This is a genomic window from Kaistella treverensis, assembly GCF_900114045.1.
GTDB lineage: Bacteria > Bacteroidota > Bacteroidia > Flavobacteriales > Weeksellaceae > Kaistella > Kaistella treverensis.
The window spans coordinates 342926-365197 of record NZ_FORQ01000001.1 but is presented as its reverse complement, the minus strand read 5'-3'; the positions used below and the strand labels follow the sequence as shown (position 1 = coordinate 365197).

General features: G+C 39.5%; 23 protein-coding genes and 1 tRNA gene. 11 read left to right on the top strand and 13 right to left on the bottom strand.

All coding sequences use genetic code 11. The annotated features are described in order from the left end of the window. The first annotated feature begins 1 nt into the window (after position 1). From BMZ55_RS01815 to tpiA, 3 genes are read left to right on the top strand one after another with little or no spacing between them, the layout of a single operon-like run. The gene (locus BMZ55_RS01815; protein WP_089818143.1) at positions 2–1096 is read left to right on the top strand and encodes a BT_3928 family protein; all 1095 of its coding nucleotides are present in this window, start codon (positions 2–4) and stop codon (positions 1094–1096) included. A 7-nt stretch (positions 1097–1103) separates the two neighbouring features. Beyond that, positions 1104–1460: a tellurite resistance TerB family protein gene (locus BMZ55_RS01810; protein WP_089818141.1), complete on the top strand. Its 357-nt coding sequence runs from the start codon at positions 1104–1106 to the stop codon at positions 1458–1460. An 11-nt stretch (positions 1461–1471) separates the two neighbouring features. Next, positions 1472–2233, top strand: coding sequence for a triose-phosphate isomerase (tpiA, locus tag BMZ55_RS01805; protein WP_089818139.1), 762 nt, complete (start codon positions 1472–1474; stop codon positions 2231–2233). A gap of 69 nt (positions 2234–2302) precedes the next feature. On the opposite strand, the gene clpP is transcribed toward tpiA, so the two are convergent. Continuing rightward, the gene (gene clpP / locus BMZ55_RS01800; RefSeq protein ID WP_039344830.1) at positions 2303–2989 is read right to left on the bottom strand and encodes an ATP-dependent Clp endopeptidase proteolytic subunit ClpP; all 687 of its coding nucleotides are present in this window, start codon (positions 2987–2989) and stop codon (positions 2303–2305) included. Between the two features lie 24 nt (positions 2990–3013). Continuing rightward, a complete protein-coding gene (dnaG, locus tag BMZ55_RS01795) occupies positions 3014–4987 on the bottom strand; it encodes a DNA primase (protein ID WP_089818137.1) in 1974 nt (657 codons plus the stop codon). 581 nt (positions 4988–5568) lie between these two features. Between dnaG and BMZ55_RS01785 the strand changes: the two genes are divergently transcribed. The 5 genes from BMZ55_RS01785 to BMZ55_RS01765 all read left to right on the top strand — a co-directional run bounded on the left by BMZ55_RS01785 (position 5569) and on the right by BMZ55_RS01765 (position 9487). Further along, positions 5569–6573, top strand: a complete 1005-nt coding sequence (locus BMZ55_RS01785) for an isoaspartyl peptidase/L-asparaginase family protein (protein WP_089818133.1) — start codon at positions 5569–5571, stop codon at positions 6571–6573. Continuing rightward, positions 6574–6981: a tRNA (adenosine(37)-N6)-threonylcarbamoyltransferase complex ATPase subunit type 1 TsaE gene (gene tsaE / locus BMZ55_RS01780; RefSeq protein ID WP_089818131.1), complete on the top strand. Its 408-nt coding sequence runs from the start codon at positions 6574–6576 to the stop codon at positions 6979–6981. 82 nt (positions 6982–7063) lie between these two features. Further along, positions 7064–8257 (top strand): alanine dehydrogenase, encoded by a 1194-nt coding sequence (locus tag BMZ55_RS01775; protein ID WP_089818129.1) that lies wholly within the window; start codon positions 7064–7066, stop codon positions 8255–8257. Next, positions 8258–8629 carry a hypothetical protein gene (locus BMZ55_RS01770; protein ID WP_089818127.1) on the top strand — a complete coding sequence of 124 codons (372 nt, stop codon included), beginning with the start codon at positions 8258–8260 and terminating at the stop codon, positions 8627–8629. A gap of 15 nt (positions 8630–8644) precedes the next feature. Then, positions 8645–9487 (top strand): prephenate dehydrogenase, encoded by an 843-nt coding sequence (locus BMZ55_RS01765; RefSeq protein ID WP_089818125.1) that lies wholly within the window; start codon positions 8645–8647, stop codon positions 9485–9487. 363 nt (positions 9488–9850) lie between these two features. On the opposite strand, the gene BMZ55_RS01755 is transcribed toward BMZ55_RS01765, so the two are convergent. The 6 genes from BMZ55_RS01755 to BMZ55_RS01730 all read right to left on the bottom strand — a co-directional run bounded on the left by BMZ55_RS01755 (position 9851) and on the right by BMZ55_RS01730 (position 15071). Further along, positions 9851–11269 carry an L-serine ammonia-lyase gene (locus BMZ55_RS01755; RefSeq protein WP_089818121.1) on the bottom strand — a complete coding sequence of 473 codons (1419 nt, stop codon included), beginning with the start codon at positions 11267–11269 and terminating at the stop codon, positions 9851–9853. Between the two features lie 150 nt (positions 11270–11419). Further along, positions 11420–12085, bottom strand: a complete 666-nt coding sequence (locus BMZ55_RS01750; RefSeq protein WP_089818119.1) for an alpha/beta hydrolase — start codon at positions 12083–12085, stop codon at positions 11420–11422. 64 nt (positions 12086–12149) lie between these two features. After that, on the bottom strand, positions 12150–12716 hold the full coding sequence (locus BMZ55_RS01745) for a YceI family protein (protein ID WP_089818117.1): 567 nt from the start codon (positions 12714–12716) through the stop codon (positions 12150–12152). A 133-nt stretch (positions 12717–12849) separates the two neighbouring features. Beyond that, entirely contained in the window at positions 12850–13899 is a 1050-nt protein-coding gene (locus BMZ55_RS01740) for a glucokinase (protein ID WP_089818115.1), read from the bottom strand. Positions 13900–13998: 99 nt separating this feature from the next. Beyond that, a complete protein-coding gene (locus BMZ55_RS01735) occupies positions 13999–14562 on the bottom strand; it encodes a hypothetical protein (RefSeq protein ID WP_089818114.1) in 564 nt (187 codons plus the stop codon). 221 nt (positions 14563–14783) lie between these two features. Beyond that, a complete protein-coding gene (locus BMZ55_RS01730; protein ID WP_177179770.1) occupies positions 14784–15071 on the bottom strand; it encodes a rhodanese-like domain-containing protein in 288 nt (95 codons plus the stop codon). 69 nt (positions 15072–15140) lie between these two features. Here BMZ55_RS01730 and queG point away from each other — a divergent pair, with 69 nt between their 5' ends. Next, a complete protein-coding gene (gene queG / locus BMZ55_RS01725) occupies positions 15141–16142 on the top strand; it encodes a tRNA epoxyqueuosine(34) reductase QueG (protein ID WP_089818110.1) in 1002 nt (333 codons plus the stop codon). Positions 16143–16187: 45 nt separating this feature from the next. Then, the gene (locus BMZ55_RS01720) at positions 16188–16865 is read left to right on the top strand and encodes a TIGR02117 family protein (protein WP_089818108.1); all 678 of its coding nucleotides are present in this window, start codon (positions 16188–16190) and stop codon (positions 16863–16865) included. Between the two features lie 90 nt (positions 16866–16955). Here the strand turns inward: BMZ55_RS01720 and BMZ55_RS01715 are convergent, their stop codons facing one another. The 5 genes from BMZ55_RS01715 to BMZ55_RS01695 all read right to left on the bottom strand — a co-directional run bounded on the left by BMZ55_RS01715 (position 16956) and on the right by BMZ55_RS01695 (position 20786). Then, the gene (locus BMZ55_RS01715) at positions 16956–17459 is read right to left on the bottom strand and encodes a YceI family protein (RefSeq protein WP_089818106.1); all 504 of its coding nucleotides are present in this window, start codon (positions 17457–17459) and stop codon (positions 16956–16958) included. 57 nt (positions 17460–17516) lie between these two features. Then, entirely contained in the window at positions 17517–18842 is a 1326-nt protein-coding gene (locus tag BMZ55_RS01710; protein ID WP_089818104.1) for a hypothetical protein, read from the bottom strand. A 31-nt stretch (positions 18843–18873) separates the two neighbouring features. After that, entirely contained in the window at positions 18874–19407 is a 534-nt protein-coding gene (locus BMZ55_RS01705) for a YceI family protein (RefSeq protein ID WP_089818102.1), read from the bottom strand. A gap of 463 nt (positions 19408–19870) precedes the next feature. Then, positions 19871–19955: transfer RNA gene (locus tag BMZ55_RS01700), tRNA-Leu, on the bottom strand. A gap of 66 nt (positions 19956–20021) precedes the next feature. After that, positions 20022–20786: an MBL fold metallo-hydrolase gene (locus tag BMZ55_RS01695; protein WP_089818100.1), complete on the bottom strand. Its 765-nt coding sequence runs from the start codon at positions 20784–20786 to the stop codon at positions 20022–20024. Between the two features lie 55 nt (positions 20787–20841). Between BMZ55_RS01695 and BMZ55_RS01690 the strand changes: the two genes are divergently transcribed. Continuing rightward, entirely contained in the window at positions 20842–22269 is a 1428-nt protein-coding gene (locus BMZ55_RS01690; RefSeq protein ID WP_089819356.1) for a nicotinate-nucleotide adenylyltransferase, read from the top strand. Positions 22270–22272: the final 3 nt, after the last annotated feature.

Here is a 22272-nt window from a genome sequence, read left to right as displayed (position 1 = left end):
TATGTTTAAAAATATTCTGCGTATTGTAATTGCGCTTATTTTTTTGGTTTCCGGTTTTGTAAAAGCAGTTGATGTTGTTGGTTTTTCCTTTAAACTTGAAGAATATTTTTCGCCCGCGGTTTTCAATATGCCGTTTTTAGAAAAGCAGGCGCTGATTATCGCAATAATCGTGGTTATTCTGGAGCTTGTTCTTGGCTTTTTTCTTTTACTGAAAAACTATTTGAAATTCACACTTTCCGCACTTTTGGCGCTGTGCGTTTTTTTCGCTTTTTTAACCTTTTATTCAGCCTATTTTAATGTTGTTACCGATTGCGGCTGCTTTGGCGATGCTTTGAAACTTACGCCGTGGCAAAGTTTCTGGAAAGACATTATTTTGCTGATTGGTTTGGCGGTGCTTTATTTTCTTTACCGAAATGAATTTGAGGAACCGGAAGAAAAAACACAATTTAAAAAATACCTTTCGGCATTCGCTTTCATGACGATGGTTTTTGTTATCAACTGGGGAATTACGCATGAGCCGGTGATTGATTTCCGCGATTATAAAATCGGGACGGACATGAAGCTGGAAAGAAAAAAACTCGATAAAAACCCGTCAATTTTTAAAACTTTTTATGTTTTGAAAAATGAAAAAACAGGTGAAACTTTGGAGGTAAATCAGGACGAATATGTGAACGACAAAAAATATTGGGAAACCGGTTCGCCGTGGAAAATAGATGAATCGAAGACCACTACGAAAATGACCAAACAAGGTTACGAATCTGAAATTGGTAAATTTAAACCTGAAACCGCGGATGGAAAAGATTTAACCGATGAAATTTTAAATGCGCCAAAAGCCATTTTGATTTTCGCGTATAAACCAAAGGAAGCAAACATCAATGTTTTAGCACAAGCTGAAGCCATTATAAATCAGGAAAAAAGTGCTTTTGTGCACGGAATTTCTACCGAACCGGACACTTTTAAAACACTTCCAAATGCAACGATGGACGGCACCGCGATTAAAACAATCGCGAGAAGTAATCCGTTTGTGCTTACGCTGGAAAACGGAAAAATAGTAGACAAACGTTCTGCTGAAGACTATATTAAACAAAAAAAATAAAACAAAAATGTATTCAAAAAAATCTAATAAATCTATTGCCGGATATCATTTGCTGATGATTCTGTCAGCAATTGACGGCGAATTTGCGCCTGAAGAAGGCATGTATATCCAAAAGTATCTTGCGGATGAATTTCCATTTAAAATGGATTTAGATGATGAATTAGACACCATTGCAACGCTGAAACAGCAAGACTGGAAAAAACATTTTGAATTTCATGCGCAATGTTTTCTGGACGATTCCACAGAGGAAGAAAGAATTTCTTTCGCGAAATTTGCCAAAACTTTAATTAAAGCAGATGAGCAGGTTTCCGAGCCGGAACACGATTTTTATAAAATGATGAAAAATATCTGGAAACTGGATTAAAACCCTTTGAAATGAGAAAAAATATTGTTGCAGGAAACTGGAAAATGAACAAAAATGTAATTGAAGCTCAGCAATTGATGTTGCAGCTGTTAAATTATACCAAAGAAAATGCTTCCAACTGCGAAATCTGGATTGCACCACCGGCGCTGTATCTTTTGATGGCGAAAGATTTATTTGCTTTAAATGAAGTCGGAATTTTTTCGCAGGATATGAGCGAATACGAAAGCGGCGCTTATACAGGTGAAATTTCTGCTGAAATGCTGGAATCCATTGGCGCGACCGGTTCAATTATCGGCCACTCTGAGAGACGTCAGTATCACGGCGAAACCGATTCGCACTGCAATGCTAAAATTAAACTGGCTTTAGAAAAAGGTTTAACACCAATTTACTGCAACGGCGAAACTTTGGAGCAAAGAAAATCCGGGAAACACCTTGAAGTGGTGAAAAACCAAACTGAAGTTGCTTTATTTACATTAAGCGCCGAAGAGATTAAAAAAGTGGTCATCGCTTATGAACCGGTTTGGGCAATCGGAACCGGGGAAACAGCTTCACCGGAACAGGCACAGGAAATTCACGCGCATATCAGAAGCTTAATTGCTGAGAAATACGGAAAAGAAGTTGCTGATGAAATTTCTATTTTATACGGCGGTTCGGTTAAACCGGACAATGCAAAGGAAATTTTTTCAAAACCAGACATCGACGGTGGATTGATCGGCGGTGCTGCATTAAAAATCGGAGATTTTTCTAAAATTATTGAGGCTTTTAACGCCTAATTTTTCGAATTTCTAAAATAAAAAAATGCGCTTCAATTGAGGCGCATTTCTATTTTAATTCAAAGAAGATTATTTGTTTTCTACTTTTCTTTGGAGAACTTCATCCACCATTCCATAATCTTTTGCTTCGCTGGAAGTCATCCAATAATCTCTGTCAGACGCTTTTTCTACCCATTCGTAAGTCTGACCAGAATGTTCAGAAATAATATCGTAGAGTTCTTTTTTCAGTTTCAACATTTCACGCAGGTTAATTTCCATATCAGAAGCTACACCTTGTGCACCACCACTTGGCTGGTGAATCATCACACGCGAATGTTTCAGCGCAGAACGTTTGCCCTTTTCACCCGCAACCAAAAGAACAGCACCCATTGAAGCTGCAATTCCGGTGCAGATTGTAGCTACATCAGGCTTAATGATTTGCATAGTGTCATAAATTCCCAAACCTGCGTAAACGCTGCCGCCCGGCGAATTGATGTAAATCTGAATGTCCTTAGAAGCATCTGAACTTTCCAGGAAAAGAAGCTGAGCAGTTACAATATTTGCAACCTGGTCGTCAATTCCGGTTCCCAAAAAGATAATTCGGTCCATCATTAAACGCGAAAAAACATCCATTTGAGCGACGTTTAATCTACGTTCTTCCATAATATAAGGCGTAAGGTTATTAGGACCGTACATTCCCATATATTGATCAGTAGCCAAACCGCTGTTTCCTAAGTGTTTTACAGAAAAATCTCTGAAATCTTTTTTAATATCCATTTTATATTTTTTACGCAGATTGTTTTACAATTTTTGTTCCTTAAAATAATTATGCCCTTTTGTCAGTTGCCGGTTCAGTTTTTTGTTAATTTCATTCAGCAAGGATTTCAATATCATAATTTTTTTCAGATTCTCGACGTATTCATTTTCATCGCCTTCAGCTGAAGAATCCAGCTTTTTTACGATGTCATAAATCAGTTTTTCGATGAAATGACTTTTGTGAATCAGGATATCATCTTCAATTTCCGCATCAAGTTTTTCGCCGGGTTTTGGCGGAAAAATATTGCTTTTTTCCCAGTTGCTCAGTTCATCAGCTTCCAGAATTGCGGAGGAAACCTTCTGAACCAGACTTTCGTCCATTAAAGTTAAGAAAAAATCGCTCGTAATTATTTCGTTGTTTTGGAGTCCGTGCTTTAGTTCCGAAATAATTTTCGCATTAATTGGCGACTGAATTTCATAATCATCTTCTTCAAAATGACTGATGATTTCCTCGATCACTGTGATTTTAAAAGGTTTGTTTTCCGCATCGCTTTTTTCGAGCAAGCGGTCACCGAAATTCAGCATATGCTTTACGAGTTTTTCTTCCAGTTCCAGCAGTGGATTTACCGAAACTATTTCCGGCGCCACCACTTCCATTTTGGTTTTCTGTTGTGGCTCCGATTTTTGCTGCGGCGAATTTTGCTGCTGAATTTGTTTCTGAACATTCAGCTCATTAAAAAGCGACTGTTCCGAAAGTCCGAATTTCGTCGCGACTTCCTTTAAATAAACTTCACGCTTCAGCGCATTTTTTACAAAAGCGACAGATTTTACAATATCACGGATGGCCTCCGCTTTTTTTATGGGATCATCACCAGCTTCTTTCAGTAAAATTTCGGCTTTAAAATCGATAAAATCTTTCGCTTCTTTGGCGATGAAATTTTCCACATATTCGCGCGGATGTTTTCGGGCAAAAGAATCCGGGTCGTCACCATCCGGAAAAAGCAGGATTCTGATGTTCATTTCCTCAGCGAGGAGCAAATCAATGCTTCGAAAGCTGGCTTTAATTCCGGCCGGATCGCCATCAAAAAGAATGGTAACATTTTCCGTGAGGCGTTTGATGAGCTTAATTTGATCCACCGTTAAAGCGGTGCCAGAACTCGCCACCACATTTTCAATTCCTGCCTGGTGCAGCGCTACCACGTCCATATAACCTTCCACCAAAAGACAAAGATTATTTTTCGAAATTGCCTGTTTGCCTTGGTTTAAACCGTAAAGAACGCTGGATTTATGGTAAATTTCCGTTTCCGGAGAATTTAAATATTTCGCGGTTTTTACATTATTTTTTAAAATTCTGGCACCAAAACCTAAAATGCGACCGGAGAAACTATGAATCGGAAAAACCACACGTTCCCGAAAACGGTCAATACCATTTGGTGCATTTTCGGGGAAAATAGAAAGTCCGGATTTTTCCAAAATTTCTTTGCCGTAACCTTTATTTAAAGCAAATTCGGTAAAAGCATTGCGCTGTTCCGGCGAATATCCAAGGTGAAATTTTTTAATAATATCATCACGAAGTTCGCGCTCTTTGAAATATGAATAGCCAATGGTTCGGCCTTCTTCCGTTTCAGAAAGCTGATTTTGATAAAATTCACTTGCGATTTCATGAATTTTATAAAGCAATTCTTTATCGGTTTGCGCCTGCTTTTGCTCATCGGAAAGTTCGGTTTTGTCCTCTTCAATTTCAATTCCGTATTTTTTCGCGGCGTGACGCAACGCTTCTGGATAGGTGAAATTTTCAATATCCATCAAAAACGAAATCGCTGTTCCGCCTTTTCCGGAGGAAAAATCTTTCCAGATCTGTTTGCTTGGCGAAACCACAAAACTCGGAGTTTTTTCGTCATGAAAAGGGCTGAGACCCTTGAAATTTGAACCGGTACGCTTCAGCTGCACATATTCGCCAATGATTTCTTCCACGCGGACGGCTGAAAATATTTTGTCGATAGTTTGCTTAGAAATCATTTGGTAAAAATAGGAAATAAGTTTTTGTTTTTGCAGAAAATTTGGGCGTATCCCTCGCCCGCGCTTAATTTGGGAGCGCACAGATTTCCCGCCGCTCGGGTCTGGCTCTTCATTACAAGTCCTCATTTACCGCGCTGCGCCTGCGGCGCAGCGCGGCGCATTCCGGGCTTTCCATTTCGATCCCTTACGCGGAAAGTGCAAATTGAAAAATTACCGGCTAAAAGGGCTGATTTTTCATTTGTACAATTTTGCTAAAAAATTTCCTTCAAAACGCTAAAAAATTGCCCGCCAAAACACCCAATTTTTCCAGAACATTCATCAGAGAAATCCGCGCGAGAAATGTCAGATTAGATTTCACAAATCTGTGCGAACTGCCAATAAATATGTAAGAAAAAAGCCACGAATGCACGAAAATAAAAAAAATTCGCCGCTAAATAAGCAATATTTCACATTTTATATTTACTTTAAATCTGAAAAATTCCCTGCTAAAACGCTACAAAATCTCTTTTTGGTAGCGCGCTCCGCCTGCGGCGGAGCGCGCTACCAAAAAATTCTATAAATTTGACTCACAATTTCCTGTTATGAAAAAAATCTTTTTATCCGCATTTGTAGCGACATCCCTGCTGCTTTCAGCACAGAAAAAATACGTAATGGTCATTCATGGCGGCGCCGGCACCATTCTGAAATCCAATATGACGCCGGAAAAAGAAAAAGCATACGCAGCGAAGCTTACCGAAGCTTTAAAAGCCGGTTATGCTGAAATTCAGAACGGAAAAACATCGGTGAACGCCGTGGCTGCGGCAATTGTGGTGATGGAAGATTCACCGCTATTTAACGCCGGAAAAGGCGCGGTTTTCACCGCCGACGGTACAAACGAGCTCGATGCTGCGGTTATGTACGGAAAGGACAAATCGGCGGGCGCAATTGCGGGCGTTCATACCATTAAAAACCCGATCAGAACGGCAATTGCAGTGATGCAGAAATCGGAGCACGTCATGCTTTCTGGTGCCGGCGCAGAGCAGTTTGCAAAAGAGCAAAATTTGGAAATTGTAGATCCGAAATATTTCTGGACAAAAGACCGTTGGGACGGTTTGCAGAAACTTAAAGAAAAAGAAAAAACCGCTAAAAAGCAGCCAATTTCTCAAAATACTTTGCCGGCAGCTTACGAAATCGATCAAAAGTTCGGTACAGTTGGTGCGGTGGCTTTAGACAAAATGGGAAATCTCGCGGCGGGAACTTCTACCGGTGGAATGACCAATAAAAAATACGGTAGAATTGGTGATGCGCCAATAATCGGTGCAGGAACTTACGCGAATTCTCAGGTCGGCATTTCTGCCACCGGCTGGGGCGAATTTTTCATCCGTTCCACGGCTGCGCGCACCATAGCGGCGAAAATAGAATATCAAAATAAAGACATTAAAACTGCATCACAGGAAACCATTGATGAAATTGAAAAAATGGGCGGCGACGGCGGTTTAATTGCGTTGGACAAAGACGGAAACATTGCAATGCCGTTCAACACTTCCGGCATGTATCGAGGAGCGATAACCCAGGATGGTGAAATTTTGGTTGAAATTTATAAGTAAATGAAATTTAAAATAGATAAAATTGAAGACTGGCAAAAAGTAATCGATGAAATTTTGCCCGAAATCAAGCACAATATTCTTTTGCTTAAAGGAAATTTAGGCGCCGGAAAGACCACTTTTACTCAGTTCCTGGTAAAAAACCTCGGCAGTTCCGCAGAAGTTTCTTCACCTACTTACGCGATCGTGAATGAATATGACACACCGAAAGGCAATATTTTCCATTTCGATTTATACCGTCTGAAAAATGCGCGCGAGGTGGACGACATAGGCATTGATGAATACCTGGACAACGCTTTTTTATGCGTTATTGAATGGCCGGAAGTCTATGAATACGAACTTTCGCAAAGTCCACATCACGAAATGCGCATCGAAAGTGAAGGCAATTCACGCGTGGTGAACTTCCGCTAAAATTTCTTCATTAATACTTAAATCATTGTATCTTTGCGTCTTAATTTCTACGGAATAGCCGTGGTTATATAAATTTTACACTATGGGGAACACGCATGTTTTCACTCCTTTTACCGAACAGGAATTATTACCGAAGGAGGAAAAACTCGAAATTGTAAAAAAAGGAAAACAGTTCAGCATCGGAATTCCGAAAGAAACCTGCCTGAACGAAAGACGGACATGTATCACTCCGGACGCCGTACAGGTTTTGGTCGCAAACGGACACCAGATTATTGTGGAATCCGGCGCTGGCGACGGTTCTTTTTTCACCGATCTGCAATACTCCAATTCTGGTGCGAAAATTACACAGGATCCGCGCGAAACTTTTGAGCAGGATTTGGTTTTAAAAATCAATCCGCCAACGGTAGAAGAAATAGAACTGCTGAAACCAAACATTTATCTGGTTTCTGCTTTGCAAATTAACCTACGTGATAAAGAATATTTCAAAAAACTCGCGGAGAAAAAAGTAAACGCCATCGCGTTTGAATTCATCGCCGACGAATACAAGCAACTTTCACTCGTAAGATTAATCGGTGAAATTGCCGGAAATATTTCGGTGCTTTATGCCGCCGAATTATTGGCACTTTCCAATGGATTAATGTTGGGTGGAATCACAGGCGTTCGTCCGACCGAAGTCGTGGTAATGGGTGCGGGAATCGTAGGAGAATTCGCGACAAAAGCGGCTTTAGGTTTGGGCGCGAGCGTGAAAGTCTTCGATAATTCGCTTTCAAAACTTCGCCGGTTGCATATGATGGTTGACGGCCGCGTTCCCACTTCAATTATCGACCCGAAAGAACTCGCAAAAAGTTTAAAACGAGCTGATGTAGTAATAGGTGCGCTTTCCAAATTGAGTTTCGTTCCCATCATCACCGAAGAAATGGTCATCGGCATGAAAAAAGGCAGCGTCATCATCGATGTTACCATTGATAACGGTAAAATGATTGAGACTTCGGAGCTTACCGATATGGAAAATCCGTATATCATCAAACACGGCGTCATCCATTGTGGATTACCAAATCTAACCTCGAAAATGCCGCGTACGACTACCAAAGCGATTTCCAATTTCTTCCTCTCCTATCTCCTCAACTACGACGAAGAGGGCGGTTTTGACAATATGCTGGTCCATAAAAACGAAATGAAACAGTCACTCTATATGTACAAGGGCCGACATACCAAAAAAATGATCTGCGATCGTTTCGACCTGACTTACCACGACATCAATCTTTTAATTTTCTAAATGAGAAAACTCAAATTCTTTTTATTAGGCCTTATTCCGGGCCTTGTTATCGTATTTTTTATTCTGAACAAAAAAGGCGCAAGCTGCAGCGGATATTTGCCGAATTCCCGCGTGATCGCCGAAACACTTTCAAAAGAATTTATCTATTCACCAGACTTTCAGGCTGAAATGAAAATTCTGAAAATTGATGAGAAATTTTTAAAAGACAGTATTCTCGCCAAAGGAAATATTGATTTTGAACGAAGTGAAGCCCAAAAAGAACCTTGTCCGGCCTACACTTTAAATTACCCGAAAAATAATCCGCGCTTTGAAATTATTTTTGAAAAATGCGCGGAGCAATCTCATTTTCAAAGTCTGCAAAAAATACGCTAAAATCTCAACCAATTTATGAAAGTAGCAATTGTCGGTGTTGGATTAATTGGCGGCTCAATGGCTTTAAAGCTAAAGGAAAAAGGTCTTGCTAAGTTTGTTTACGGCGTTGATTTCAACGAAAATCATTTGCAGCAGGCAAAAACGCTCGGAATTATTGATGAAATTTCTACGCTGGAAAATGCTGTAGAAAATTCCGATTTGGTGATTCTCGCTATTCCGGTTGATGCAACGCGGAAATTGCTGCCGACAGTTTTGGATTTGGTGAATGAAAATAAAACCGTAATGGACGTTGGCTCCACAAAATTTGGGATTGTAAATGCGGTAAAAAATCACCCGAACAGAAAACGCTTCGTCGCGTTTCACCCGATGTGGGGAACCGAAAATTCCGGACCGCAAGCCGCTAAAATAGACAGTTTTTCAGAACGCGCCGGCGTCATTTGCGATAAGGAAAATTCCGCGGAAGAGGCACTAAAATTGGTGGAAAAAGTAGCAGAAAATCTCGAAATGAATTTGCTCTATATGGACGCAGAAAGCCACGACATTCACACCGCGTACATTTCCCACATTTCGCATATTACGTCATACGCGCTGGCAAACACGGTTCTGGAAAAGGAGCGCGAAGAAGACACCATTTTTCAGCTGGCGAGTTCCGGATTTTCAAGCACGGTGCGTTTGGCGAAATCGCATCCGGAAATGTGGGTTCCGATATTCAAGCAGAATAAAGAAAATGTTCTGGATGTTCTAAATGAACACATTACGCAGCTTCGAAAATTTAAGTCTGCCTTGGAAAAAGATAACTACGAATACCTTGAAGAGCTGATTCGCAATGCGAATAAAATTCGTGGAATTTTACGCTAATTTTTATTTTTTTCCTCCTAAAAAGTCTTTTTTTTCGGTTTTAGAATTATAAAAAATTTGCCGTTTTAATGGCAAATTTTTAGTTTTTTTACCAAAGCTGTTCAAGCTGAAATCTTTTTTTCTTTCCTGGTTCATAAATTTTAGGCGCTAAAAGCACATTTTTTTCGTTTTTGAATTAAAGAAAAATTGCCGCAAATAGCGGCAAATTTTTTATTTTGAAATTTTTTGAGCTCGTGCTAAAACCGACTTGTAGACCTGATGGAAACGGCATCCTTTTTATTTTTGCAAAAAAATAAAAAGATACAGTGGACAGCCGGAACCCGTCTTCTAAGAAGCGAAAATCGTGTTGCTCCTCAGAAAAATCTAACATTCTGCTACGTTAACCGCGATGGCGAGGCCGCCTTCCGACGTTTCCTTGAAACGATCACTCATGCTTTGCGCGGTTTCCCACATCGATTGGATGACTTCGTCCAAGGTGACGCGGGCTTTTGCAGGATCGGATTCCAGCGCGATATTTGCGGCTGTAATTGCTTTTATAGCACCCATGGAATTGCGTTCAATGCACGGAATCTGCACCAAACCGGCGATCGGATCGCAGGTGAGACCGAGATGATGTTCCATGGCGATTTCTGCAGCCATCAAAACCTGTCCCGGCGTGCCGCCCATAATTTCTGTCAAACCCGCTGCTGCCATTGCGGATGAAACGCCGATTTCTGCCTGGCAGCCGCCCATTGCTGCAGAAATGGTAGCATTTTTTTTAAAAAGTGTGCCGATTTCACCTGCCACCAAAAGGAAACGCACGACATTATCGTCGCTTTTAAACTCGGTGAACACCTGCGAATACATGAGAACAGCGGGAATTACGCCACTGGCGCCGTTTGTTGGCGCGGTAATAATGCGGCCGAAACTGGCATTTTCCTCGTTTACCGCGAGCGCGAAACAGGAAACCCATTTGTTAATATTGGTAAAACTTACGTCAGAATCAACTAGTAATTGATACCATTCCGGAAGGTTTTTATAGATTTTGTCGCCGAGTAATTTCCGGTTGATATTTGCGGCACGTCGGGTGACTTTTAAGCCGCCCGGAAGAACGCCTTCTTTATTAACTCCTTTGTAGACGCACTGTTTGATCTGTTCCCAGATGTATAGTGCTTCTTTTTCGGTTTCTTCACGCGTGCGCCAGGATTCTTCGTTTAAAAAGACCAAATCTGAAATTTTGTCGAGTGAAAGTTTTGCCATATTCCGCTCGATATCTTTACCGTTGTGACACGGATAAAGCGTACGGACACATTGCAAATCGTAGGAATTGTTTTCTTTAGTGGCAATAAAGCCGCCGCCGACAGAATAATAATCCTGCTCGATTTCGTCACCATTTTCAAAAACAGCTTTGAAAATCATTCCGTTCGGGTGAAATTCCAGCGATTTTTGTTTGTTTAAAATAAGGTGATGGCCGTAAACGAATGGAATTTCTTTTTCGCCGCCGAGTTTTAAAGTGTTTGAGCTTTTAATCTGCTCAATTTTCTCATTTATTTTGGTGGTATCGATGAGCTTGAAATTTTCACCGGAAAGTCCGAGCATTCCCGCGATGTCTGTACCGTGGCCGATGCCGGTTTTTGCTAAAGAGCCGAAAAATTCCACGAAAACTTCCGTTACATTTTCGAGCTGATGCGTTTTTTTTATGTTATTGATAAAGCTTTCAGCGGCGTTCCAAGGTCCCATGGTGTGCGAGCTGGACGGGCCGATGCCCACTTTTATAATTTCAAATACACTGATTGATTCCATTATTTTTAAAGCGAAGACTAACTTCGAAATTTTAAGACAAAGATAAGCCTTATTTTATGCATTCTAAAAGTTTAGCGTGGCTGAAATATTTTTGAAAATAATTCCAGCGTTAGATAAAACGAAAAAATTTGCCGTTAACGCAGGTAATTTTTACGATTTAGCTTTTTCTGTTTTAGGCTGGAAAATTTCGGCGAGAATTTTTGAAACCTGGCGTGGTTTGGTGGCGGGGAAAAGGTGTGTTCCGTTTTCTATAACGTAATCTGGTTTGGAATATTTCAGCGGAAAAACAATGTCTTTGCTGCCCAAGATCTGAATTACTTTCGGGTTTTCCTCAAACTTCCAGTCGGAAACTTTCTGGATTCCCCATTTCAGGTAATACGGATCGGTGACCTGAAGATAATCCATGATTTTCGGATTTTTCGGATCCACGAGCTGTCGCGCAAAAGAATAAACCGTGGCCGATTTTACATTGAACAATTTTTGGGGCAAAAAACGCGGAATTTTTGAGATTTCACCAAATTTTATCAAGCGCGATTTTTGTTTGTCGGATTTAATGCTGCCGAGAATTACGACTTTTTCAGCAGGTTTTATTTTGTCGATCTCCTGAACTATCAGGCCGCCGAAGGAATAACCTAAAAGTGCGAACGGTTCGCTGTCGTCTACTTTTTCAGCCATCCGTTCAACATAATGGTGAAAATCTTCATTTAAAGTTGGAATGAGCCATTCGATAAAAGCAACTTCCACATTGGGTGGAAATTTTATTTTCTCCAGGACTTTGAAAGCAGCACCGAGCCCGCTTACGACATAAAGTTTCATGGTATAAAATTAAAAAAAAGAGCAGACAAAGCTGCTCTTTTTTCGTTTTAATATGCGCGAAAAATTATTTCGCTGTTACGTTGATCAGCATATCGATTTCGTCTTTTACGATTACATCTTTCGCTGCAGATTGGTAAGCAATATCAAATTTCTGACGGTCGAAGCTGAATTTATCAGAAACAATATTCAACACGCCTTTGTTCAAAGAAATTTTAGCTGGGAAAGCAACTGGATTTGTTTTTCCTTTAGCAGTTAAATTTCCGTAAACCATGAAAGGAAACGCTTTGTCAGCATTTTTTTTCACAGAAGTAATTTTGTAAGTCGCAGTCGGAAATTTTTCTGTTTCGAAAAAATCGCCTGATTTCAGGTGATTGTTTAATTTGGTTTGGTATTCACCGGTTAAATCTTTGGCATTAAGGCTGTTCATATCCAACACGAAAGTTCCGCCTACGATTTGGTTATTTTTCAGCGTTACATCACCTGATTTTACATTGATTAAACCGTTGTGTGAAGAAGCTTCGGTTTTTGCAATTTTATAACCCCACCACTGAACGTTGGAATCTGTTACTTTTTTGGATTGTCCGAAAGCTAAACCGCTTGCTAAAAAAGCTGCTAAAACTAATTTTTTCATATATTTTTATTAAAATTTTCAAGTGCAAATATAATCAGAAGTTTAAAGAACCCATCTTGATGTAAGATAAGATTGCATCTTTAAACAAAAAAACTTCGCGATGGCGAAGTTTTCTAATTAAAATATAAAAGCTTTAGTTCTTATTAAAAGCTGCGTACAAAGCTGCACCATTAATAATTGTCTTTTCATCTTTCACAAGATAAATCGGGATATCGGAAAGGATATTTTCCATTTTATCGCTGATGATAAAGTTTTTATAGAATTTTTTATTGGTTAAAAACTGCTCCAGCATCACCGGAATTTGTCCTGTAAGATACAGTCCGCCAGTAGCTTTCATTTTTAAAACTAAACTATTGGCTTCGCGGGCTAAATAAGTTAAAAACGTTTCAATCGTCATTTTACAAACGCGGTCTTTATCTTCTATGGCACCTTGAATAATGGCTTCGGTGAAATTGTCGGCTTCAATTTCTTTGGTAAGCCAATCGGGTTGTTTTTGCTGTTTCACATCGCGTAAAAAGCGGTAAACATTGAATAAACCTGCGGTAGAAAGCACAGATTCCCAGCTGACGATGCCGTAAATCTTCTGCAGAAACGAGTAAAATTCAACCTCATCATTGGTTCTGGGTGAAAACTCACAGTGTCCGCCTTCTGTGGCAAAAGGTCTTAAGGCTTGCCCGTCCCAAAATAATGCTGCTTCACCTAAACCTTCGCCCGGTGCTAAGAGCGCGACATTTCCGGGTGTGAAAGTTCCGCAATCGTGAACTTTAACAAAATCGCTTTCGTCAACATTCTGTAAACCGTAAGCGGATGCCTCCAAATCATTAATCAAAAAAACGTGGCCGACCTTCGTCTCGCGCTTTATTTCTTCTTCTTCTAAAATCCACTTCAGTCGCTGCGGTTCACTTTTTCCGGCGATTACAGGTCCCGGAACTGCAACTGAGATTAGATCGATGTTTTCCAACGCAAAATCGCTGATAAACTGGTTGGCAATTTCCGAAAAAGAGCTGAAATCCTTCGTCGCGTAAGATTTTTCCGCGAGCAGATTTACTTTTTGGTTTTTTGCTTTATAGTGGCCAACGACCGTTACTTTTTCCCGAAGGTCTGCAGCAATTAGCGAAACATCGTTATTGCTGTCCGACTGCAGGCCGGGTAAGAAAAGATTAAATTTGTTTTTAGCATCCATTTTTTAGTGTTTAATCCAAAGATAATAATAGTTTTTTAAAAAAAGCGAAATAAAAAAACCTCCTCTTTAAAAGAGAAGGTCAGTTTTTGTGCGGAAAAATTAATTTCCTAAAGGAATATTGTAGCCAAGACCTACACCGATAGCACCGGCATTGTATTTTTGGCTTCCAATTTCACCTTTATCACCGGTGAAAGTTTTTTGGTACTGTAGGGCAACATTCCAGTCACGGTTGTGGTAACCAATTTCTGGTTTAATGTACAAACCACCGTCTGGTCTTGCGGTAGCATTGTTGCTTGCCACTTTGTCATCACCCACGATGAAACCGTAACCTAAGTCAGTTCCAAGGTAAAAGCCGGTTTGTTTTGGATAAACTCTAATTAAGGCTGCTACAGGAACTACACCAAAATCGTTGTTATCAATACTACCGTTTTCTCTACCGAAGAAATGGCTGTAACCAGTAGCGACACCCAAACCGAAACCTGGAGTTACCAAGTTCTGGTAAGAAAGGTCCAAACCTAAATTTCCACCTGCATTTTCAGCCGGAACTGCGATTCCTCCGTTCACCCCAATTTTAATCATATTGTTCATGTCAGCACTCTGAGCACTTACTAATCCTGCGGTAACTATACCTAAAGCAAGGATTGATTTTTTAATTGATTTCATAATTTTAAATTTTAAGTTTTACACGGCAAACCTTGTCAAAATCGTGCCAAATAGCAGGCAATTTTCTTATGCAGGTCGCAGCATCAGGCCTAAAACATTATGGTTCAGAAGAATAAAGTTAATAAAATTTAAACATTCATTTACTTTTTGTCAGAAACCGAAGTTGAAAAATTTCCGGCTAAAATGGCATAAAAAAACCGGCTTTTAACCGGTAATTTTTATTAAATATTTTCAAGGTTCTTGCTTAAATCGCTGTAGCCGCCGCCGTTGTAGACATCTTCCATACCTTTGGATTTGAAAAAGTCCACCGCTTTGCCACTTCTGTTTCCGCTTCGGCAGAAAAATATTTTCGGTCCGTCCAAGCTTTCAATTTCTTCCTGGTGACTTTCAATTTCGCCCAAAGGAATATTTACCGCTTCGTCAATCTGCCCATCCATTTCGAGTTCCATCGGTTCCCGAACGTCGATTAAATGGTAGTTTCCGCTTTTTAAAATTTCTTCTACTGACATATTTTTCATTTTAAATGTTACAATTAATGATTAACAAATTTATAAAATAATGTTAGTTTTGCAACTCTAATGCTGCCACAAAGTGCCGAAATATACGCAACGCTGATAAAATCCAAAGCTGAAAAATTTGGGTTTCAAAGCTGTGGAATTTCGCGGGCGGACTTTTTAGCTGATGATGCAAAGCCGCTAGAAAATTATCTGAAAAATAATTACCACGGCGAAATGTCTTATATGGAAAATTATTTCGATAAAAGGCTGGATCCGCGCTTGCTTGTAGAAGGCTCCAAATCCGTTATTTCACTTTCGTACAACTATTTCCCCGAAGAAGACTTAACTAAATTCGGGCAGCTGAAAATTTCGAAATATGCGTACGGACAGGATTATCACGAAATCATTAAAAATATTCTGCGCGAAATGGTTGCCGAACTTCAGGAAGAAATCGGTGATTTTGAATGCCGGATTTTTACCGATTCCGCGCCGATTTTAGAACGCAGTTGGGCAAGAAAATCCGGAATCGGCTGGGTTGGAAAGAACGCAAACTTAATAACCAAACAAACTGGCTCTTTTTACTTTTTAGCGGAAATCATCTGCGATCTGGAACTTGAAATTGATGCACCCACGACCGACCACTGCGGCAGCTGCCGCAAATGCATCGACGCCTGTCCGACCGACGCCATTGTTTCTGAACGAATAATCGACGGCAGCAAATGTATTTCGTATGCGACTATCGAATTAAAAAATGAAATTCCGGAAAGTTTCAAAGGAAAAATGCAGGACTGGATGTTTGGTTGCGACATTTGCCAGGACGTTTGCCCATGGAACCGCTTTTCAAAACCTCATCACCAGGAATTATTTAAACCAAATCAGCTTTTACACAAATTCGAAAAGTCGGATTGGCAGGAATTGTCGCAGGATTTGTTTTCGGAAATTTTCAAAAAATCACCTGTTAAAAGGACGAAATTTTCCGGTTTGAAAAGGAATATTGATTTTCTCACGAAGCAGCCAGAAACTTTCAATTTTAAAGAAAAAGTAAATCCAGAGAAAATTTCCGCTCCACAAAACATGGATTAAATATTTTACCCAAACTTTCTTCCTCAAATGAATTACATTTGAGAAATGAAGAAAATTATTCTGGTGACTTTAAAAACAATTTGGGCATTTCTTGCTTTAATCGCAGTGTACGTGCTTTTTGTTTTTGCACTTCCCTATTTTGAAACACCCGCGCAAAAAATTTCGGAACCTAAAACGGTGGAAACTTTTATTTTAACCAATGGTGTGCACACCGATATTGTAGTTCCTATAGAATCGAAGCAGATAAACTGGAGCGATGACATTCTTTTTAAAAATACAACTTCTAAAAGCACAGATTATAAATATCTATCCATTGGTTGGGGCGACAAGGGATTTTACCTCGACACGCCCACTTGGGCAGATTTGAAATTTTCTACTGCTTTTGAGGCTACATTTTGGCTTAGTGAATCTGCGATGCATTGCACTTTTTACAAAGAAATGAAGGAATCGGAAAATTGCAAACGAATTATGCTGAGTGAAAAACAATACGCAGCACTCATCAATTTCATTCAGAAAAAATTTGATCGAGATAAAAATGGCAAACCAATTTTAATTAAAACTGATGCAGTTTATGGTAAAGATGACGCCTTTTATGACGCAAAAGGAAGTTACAGCTTTTTGAATACCTGCAACACCTGGACAAATAATGCGCTAAAAATTGCCGGACAAAAAGCTGCACTTTGGACCGCGACCGATTTCGGAATTTTTCAGCACTATAAATAGGTTTTTTTTAAATTCTTCTGGTTCGGACTCTCAAAAAAAAAAGCTTCCCCGAAAGGAAGCCCACATTAAACTGATACTATGAAAAACTATTTAATCGTTCGTTTTTAAACTGAACACCAAATCTAATTCATCTTTCACGTAAACCATTCCACCCATTTTTTTCGGTGGCACGATTTGGAAATCGGAGAATTTCAACCTTTTGTTTCCCATTAAACTGTTTTGAAAATAAGTGAATTCAATCGGATATTTTCGGGAAACGGTCATCATTTTCACGTCTACAACTGCCTGAAAGGTGTTAGATGATGTTTTTTTAAACTGTAAAAATTTAATTGTTAATTCCGGAAATTTGTCAGCTTTCAAAGTTTTTTGAAAATCGCCGGTCATCATTTTGTTTCCGCAATCGAAATTGGTGATTTTAAAAGCAATATTCGGCAGTTGCACGCCTGTAAAAGAATACACGTTTGCAGAACCTTTGAATTGATTTTCAACACATTTGAAAGTATTAATATTTGTCCATCCGTTGATTTCCAATATGTTTTTCTGTGCGGAAAAAAGTGCGGAGATAAAGAGAAGGATAAAGATTTGCGTTTTCATGACCGGAAATTTAGAAAAAAGGGCTGAAAAACAACCCTTTTTTCTGAAAAATTAAAATTAGAAACCAATGGTCGCTTCGAACATTACGCCATTAAATTTACCACCTTGCAGTGCACTGGTTGCACCCCATACTGAACTGTTGTTGTATTCTTGGTTAACATACTCCACTTTTGCAAGTATATTTTTGGTCATAAACCAACCACCACCAAGGTTGTATCTGTCAATTTTTCTTTCAGCAGCAGCCTCGTTATCTTTTCCACTAATTGTGTTATATCGGCCACCGAAATAAAACTGCTCTCTTCCACCAAATCTGTATAGCAATTCTGCTGCAAGTTGGGTGTAATTTCCTCTGCTTGGCGCTGTAGCACCTTTAATACCTGTTACATGTTCATAAATTCCGAAGAATTCTAAACCTTGATATTTGATGAACGGGTTGATTTGGATCGCTTTATTTTTCTTGAAACCAGGATTGAATCTACCTGTTGCATAGCTGTCTTGACCAACTAAATCATTCTCGGTTAGGAGCGTGTAATAGTATCTAGAACCTGCTCTGTCCGAACCGTATAAATATCCACCAGTAGACATACCGTTCGTTTGCAATACAGATCCTGTTAATCTTACTCTAAGCTCAGGGCTGATCTGTTTGTCATAACCGATTTTCGCATAAATTGAAGGTGCGTTATCGTTGGTACCTTTTACTGCTGTCTGGTTCAGTTTACCGTTAGAAAGACCGGCCATAGCGATGAAATTGTTGTAGAACACGTACGCTTCACCAAAAGCTTCGGTTGTAAAGCTGTCCATAATATAGTTTCCTACAAATGGGTTGTTGATGGTTTCAGCATTATCACTTCTTCTGAAATGCGCGTCACCGTAGTTAATCTCGTCCATACCAACTTTTACGCGGGCATGTTGCATAATTCCTGAGGCAAAACCTTCCTGGATGAAATCTAAGTTATCAACCTGAATGTAACCACCTTTCACCCAAGCTTCGTTGTGGTGACGTGCTGAAAGATAAGTTCTCAAGTGCATTTTCACACCTTTCGCAAGGTAAGCGTTAACATCTAAGTTAGCAGTTGGCAAGTTGAAATCGGAACCCATTACTCTTAAAGTATTTGGGGTTGTGGTTCCGGTTTTCAAACCTAATGACGCTGCTTCAGTAGAATGATCTAGTGCCTGGAACTGTAATGCAAAATCGCCACCTACAGAAACCTGTACTCCATTATAAGTAGGAGCTTCTACTTTTGGATCTTCGAAAACATTTCTAGTTGATTTTTCCGGTGCAAGATAATCCCGCATTGAAGTGGTTGTATCCTGTGCGCTTACAAAGCTGATTCCGGAAACTAATACTGCGAGCATTGAAGCTCTGATGACCATGGTTTTCATATTCTAAATTTTAATTTTTTTAATAGTTTATTTATTTTGCCACCGCATTAACGGTAATTTTTACCTCGTTGCCGGTTTTCACGGTGTTCATCATAAATGCAGGCGGAGTAACTCCGTAATCTGTCATTTTAATAGAAGCTGTTCCCCAGATGGTGTAAGTATCGCCGGATTTGGTTACATTTACCGGTACAGTTACGGTTTTGGTTACGTTGGTTACTGTGAGTTTACCAGTCATTGTACCTTTACCTAAATTCACTGAAGACGCGCTGAATGTGATGTTTGGATATTTATCTGCTAGAAGGGCTTTGTAAGCGTTGGCATCCATTGGTCCTTTGCCACTTTTCAGTGTTTTGCTGCCCATTGCGTAACGTACATCCTGGATGCTGTTACCTGAAACATTTCCAGAAAAATTTCCGCCGGTAGAAGTCATGCTCCACTCATGTAAAGTAGATGTACCGGAAACTACTGTTTTAACAGAGTTGCTGCTGATTTTTTGTGCTGCAACGATGCCAGAAAAAAGTGTGGCTGCTAAAACGAGGGATCGGAGGTTTACTAAATTTTTCATAATATCTGATTTTTAAATTTTCGTGTTATCTATACCTTGATTTTCTTATACAAAGATACTTCAAGCAATTATCAAATCGTTATAATTGGCCCTAAATCTTTTATGATATAAATCTTTATTTTAAATAATATTATACTTTTATTTGATAAAGAGACAAATTTCTACATTTTACATAATTAAACATCAATTTAAATTTCTATTAAGTAAAAAAAATGGAAAAACGTTAATTATAGTTAAAGAAGACCTGAATATCCGCTATTTAGAAAAATGACGGATATCATTAAAGCAAAATGACTTTTATCGAAAAAGTATCTTATTTTGAGAATAGTGGAGAAATAAATCCTCTTTTTCTTTGTATAAATCAAAAAAAACCGCTTTACAGCAGGAAATTTTTTAATCAGCAGCAAATGCTGAAAAGTTTGAAAAATAAAAACCTCTGCGAATCAAAGATTGCAGAGGTTTTTGGTACCCGGTGCCGGAATCGAACCGGCACATCTTGCGATACTAGAGTTTGAGTCTAGCGCGTCTACCAATTCCGCCAACCGGGCTTTTTAAATTGGTGTGCAAATATAGAATTAATTTTTATTTCAAAAAAATAAATGTGCATATTCTGCTTAAAAATCCAACACAAGACCGTCATACGCTAAATGGATGCCGGCCGGAAGCTCTTTTTCCATTTTTTTATATACATCCATATGGTGGGAAATGTGCGTTAAAAACATTTTTTTCGGCTTCAACTCCTTATATAAGGAGATCACATCAGGTAAAATAAAATGCGCGGGATGCGACACCTCTTTTCTGATGCAGTTTACAATCAAATAATCCAGATTCTGCAGCTGTTCTTTTTCATAATCCGAAATAAAACTGGCATCGGTAAGATACGCCAGCTTTTTAAACCTGAAACCATCGATAGAGATTGAACCGTGCATTACCTCGATTGGAAAAATTTCGGTGCTGAAGAGGCTAAAATTTCCTGTCATATCGTGCAGGTTGAAAGATGGCGCGCCTGGGTATTTCACCTCAGCAAATGCGTAAGGAAAACGGTTTCTCACTTCATCTCCTACTCTTTTTCGGGCATAAATGTCTATATTTTTCCGATTTTTAAAAATCAGCGGACGCAGATCATCAAGGCCGATAATATGGTCGTTATGTTCGTGTGTGAGCAAAACCGCGTCAATTTGCTCTTCTTTATTGTCCAGCATCTGCAGTCGGAAATCGGGGCCACAATCAACCAATATTTTCTTTGCGGAATCAGTGGTAATTAAAACCGAAGAACGAAAACGCCGATCTTTAGGATCAGCGGACGTGCAAACTTCACAGTGGCAACCAATTACAGGAACACCTTGCGAAGTTCCGGTACCTAAAAATTTCAACTGCATTTTTTTGAGGTTGGTTTAATTTTGGTAAATTTACAAAAAATTAGATTTGCCCGTGATTCACCAGAAATTAACTCCTAAACAGAAAGCTTTAGCGATAAATTTAGACCCTCTCATCTACGGAACTTTTGCAGAAATCGGCGCGGGTCAGGAAACTGTTCGTCATTTTTTCCGCGCGGGCGGCGCTTCACAAACCATTGCGAAAGCAATGTCAGCTTACGATAAAGACTTCAGTGATGCCATATATGGTAAAGAAGTCAAAAACCGATACGTTACCCAAAACCGACTGCGGAAAATGCTGCGCTATGAGGTTGCCTTGATAGAGGAAAGACTTTCGCGTGATACTTTTCCGGGCCGCAAATTCTTTTCTTACGCAAACACGGTTACGACGATAAATTTCGATAAAACCATGAAAGGCCACGGCTGGGTGGGTCTACGTTTTCAGCTGGACGAAAAAGAAGATTACAACGAAATTGTGCTGCATGTAAAGTTTAATGAAAATGATGCGACTTTACAGCAGGAAACGCTTGGCGGATTGGGCGTAAACCTCATTTACGGCGCTTTCAATTACAGTGACAATCCCCGGAAAATGATTAATTCCCTTTTTGATGATATTAATAAGGACAATCTCGAAATTGATATGATCGATTTCAGCGGACCGGCGTTTAGCTATGTTGATAACCGTTTGATGAGCCTTCAGCTGGTAAAAAATGGCATGACTGATGCCGTCATCTTCAATTCCGAAGGAAACAACATGCTTCCGGCGGATATTCTTTACCGGAAAAATATTTTTGCCGTTCGCGGAAGTTTCCGTCCTGTAACTTTGGTTAATATTGATATGTTTCTAAAAGGTTTGGAAATGTTTAACCAAGACTGGCAATGCAGCACAGATGAAACCGAAGTTCTTTTTGAAATTACGATTGCGAATTTGCGTGCCGCCGGCGACATCGATGAGCGCGATTTCCTGGACCGTGTAGATGTTCTTGGAAAGTTGGGTTACACGGTAATCATCTCAAATTTCTCCGAATATTACCGCCTCATTGATTATTTTGCGACTTATACAAACGGTAAAATTGGTGTGGCAATGGGCGTTAACAATCTATTGGATGTTTTTGATGAGAATTATTACAAAAATCTTTCCGGTGGAATTCTGGAAGCTTTCGGTAAATTTTTCCGCCAGGATATGCGTGTTTACCTGTATCCTTACAAAGATCCGGAAAGCCACGAGCTGCTTACAGCCGACAATTTGAAGGTGAAAGACAGTTTGAAAGAACTCTACAAATATTTCAAACACAACAACAGAATTGTAGATATCAAAAATTATAACCCTGATTATTCTGAAATTTATTCCCGCATCATTCTGGAAAAAATTGCAAATCACGTTTCCGGTTGGGAAAAAGAAGTTCCCGACGGCGTTGCAGAATTGATTAAAGAACGCGGTTTATTCGGTTATAAGGAAGAATTGAAATTAAAAGAATTTTCTTAAAAA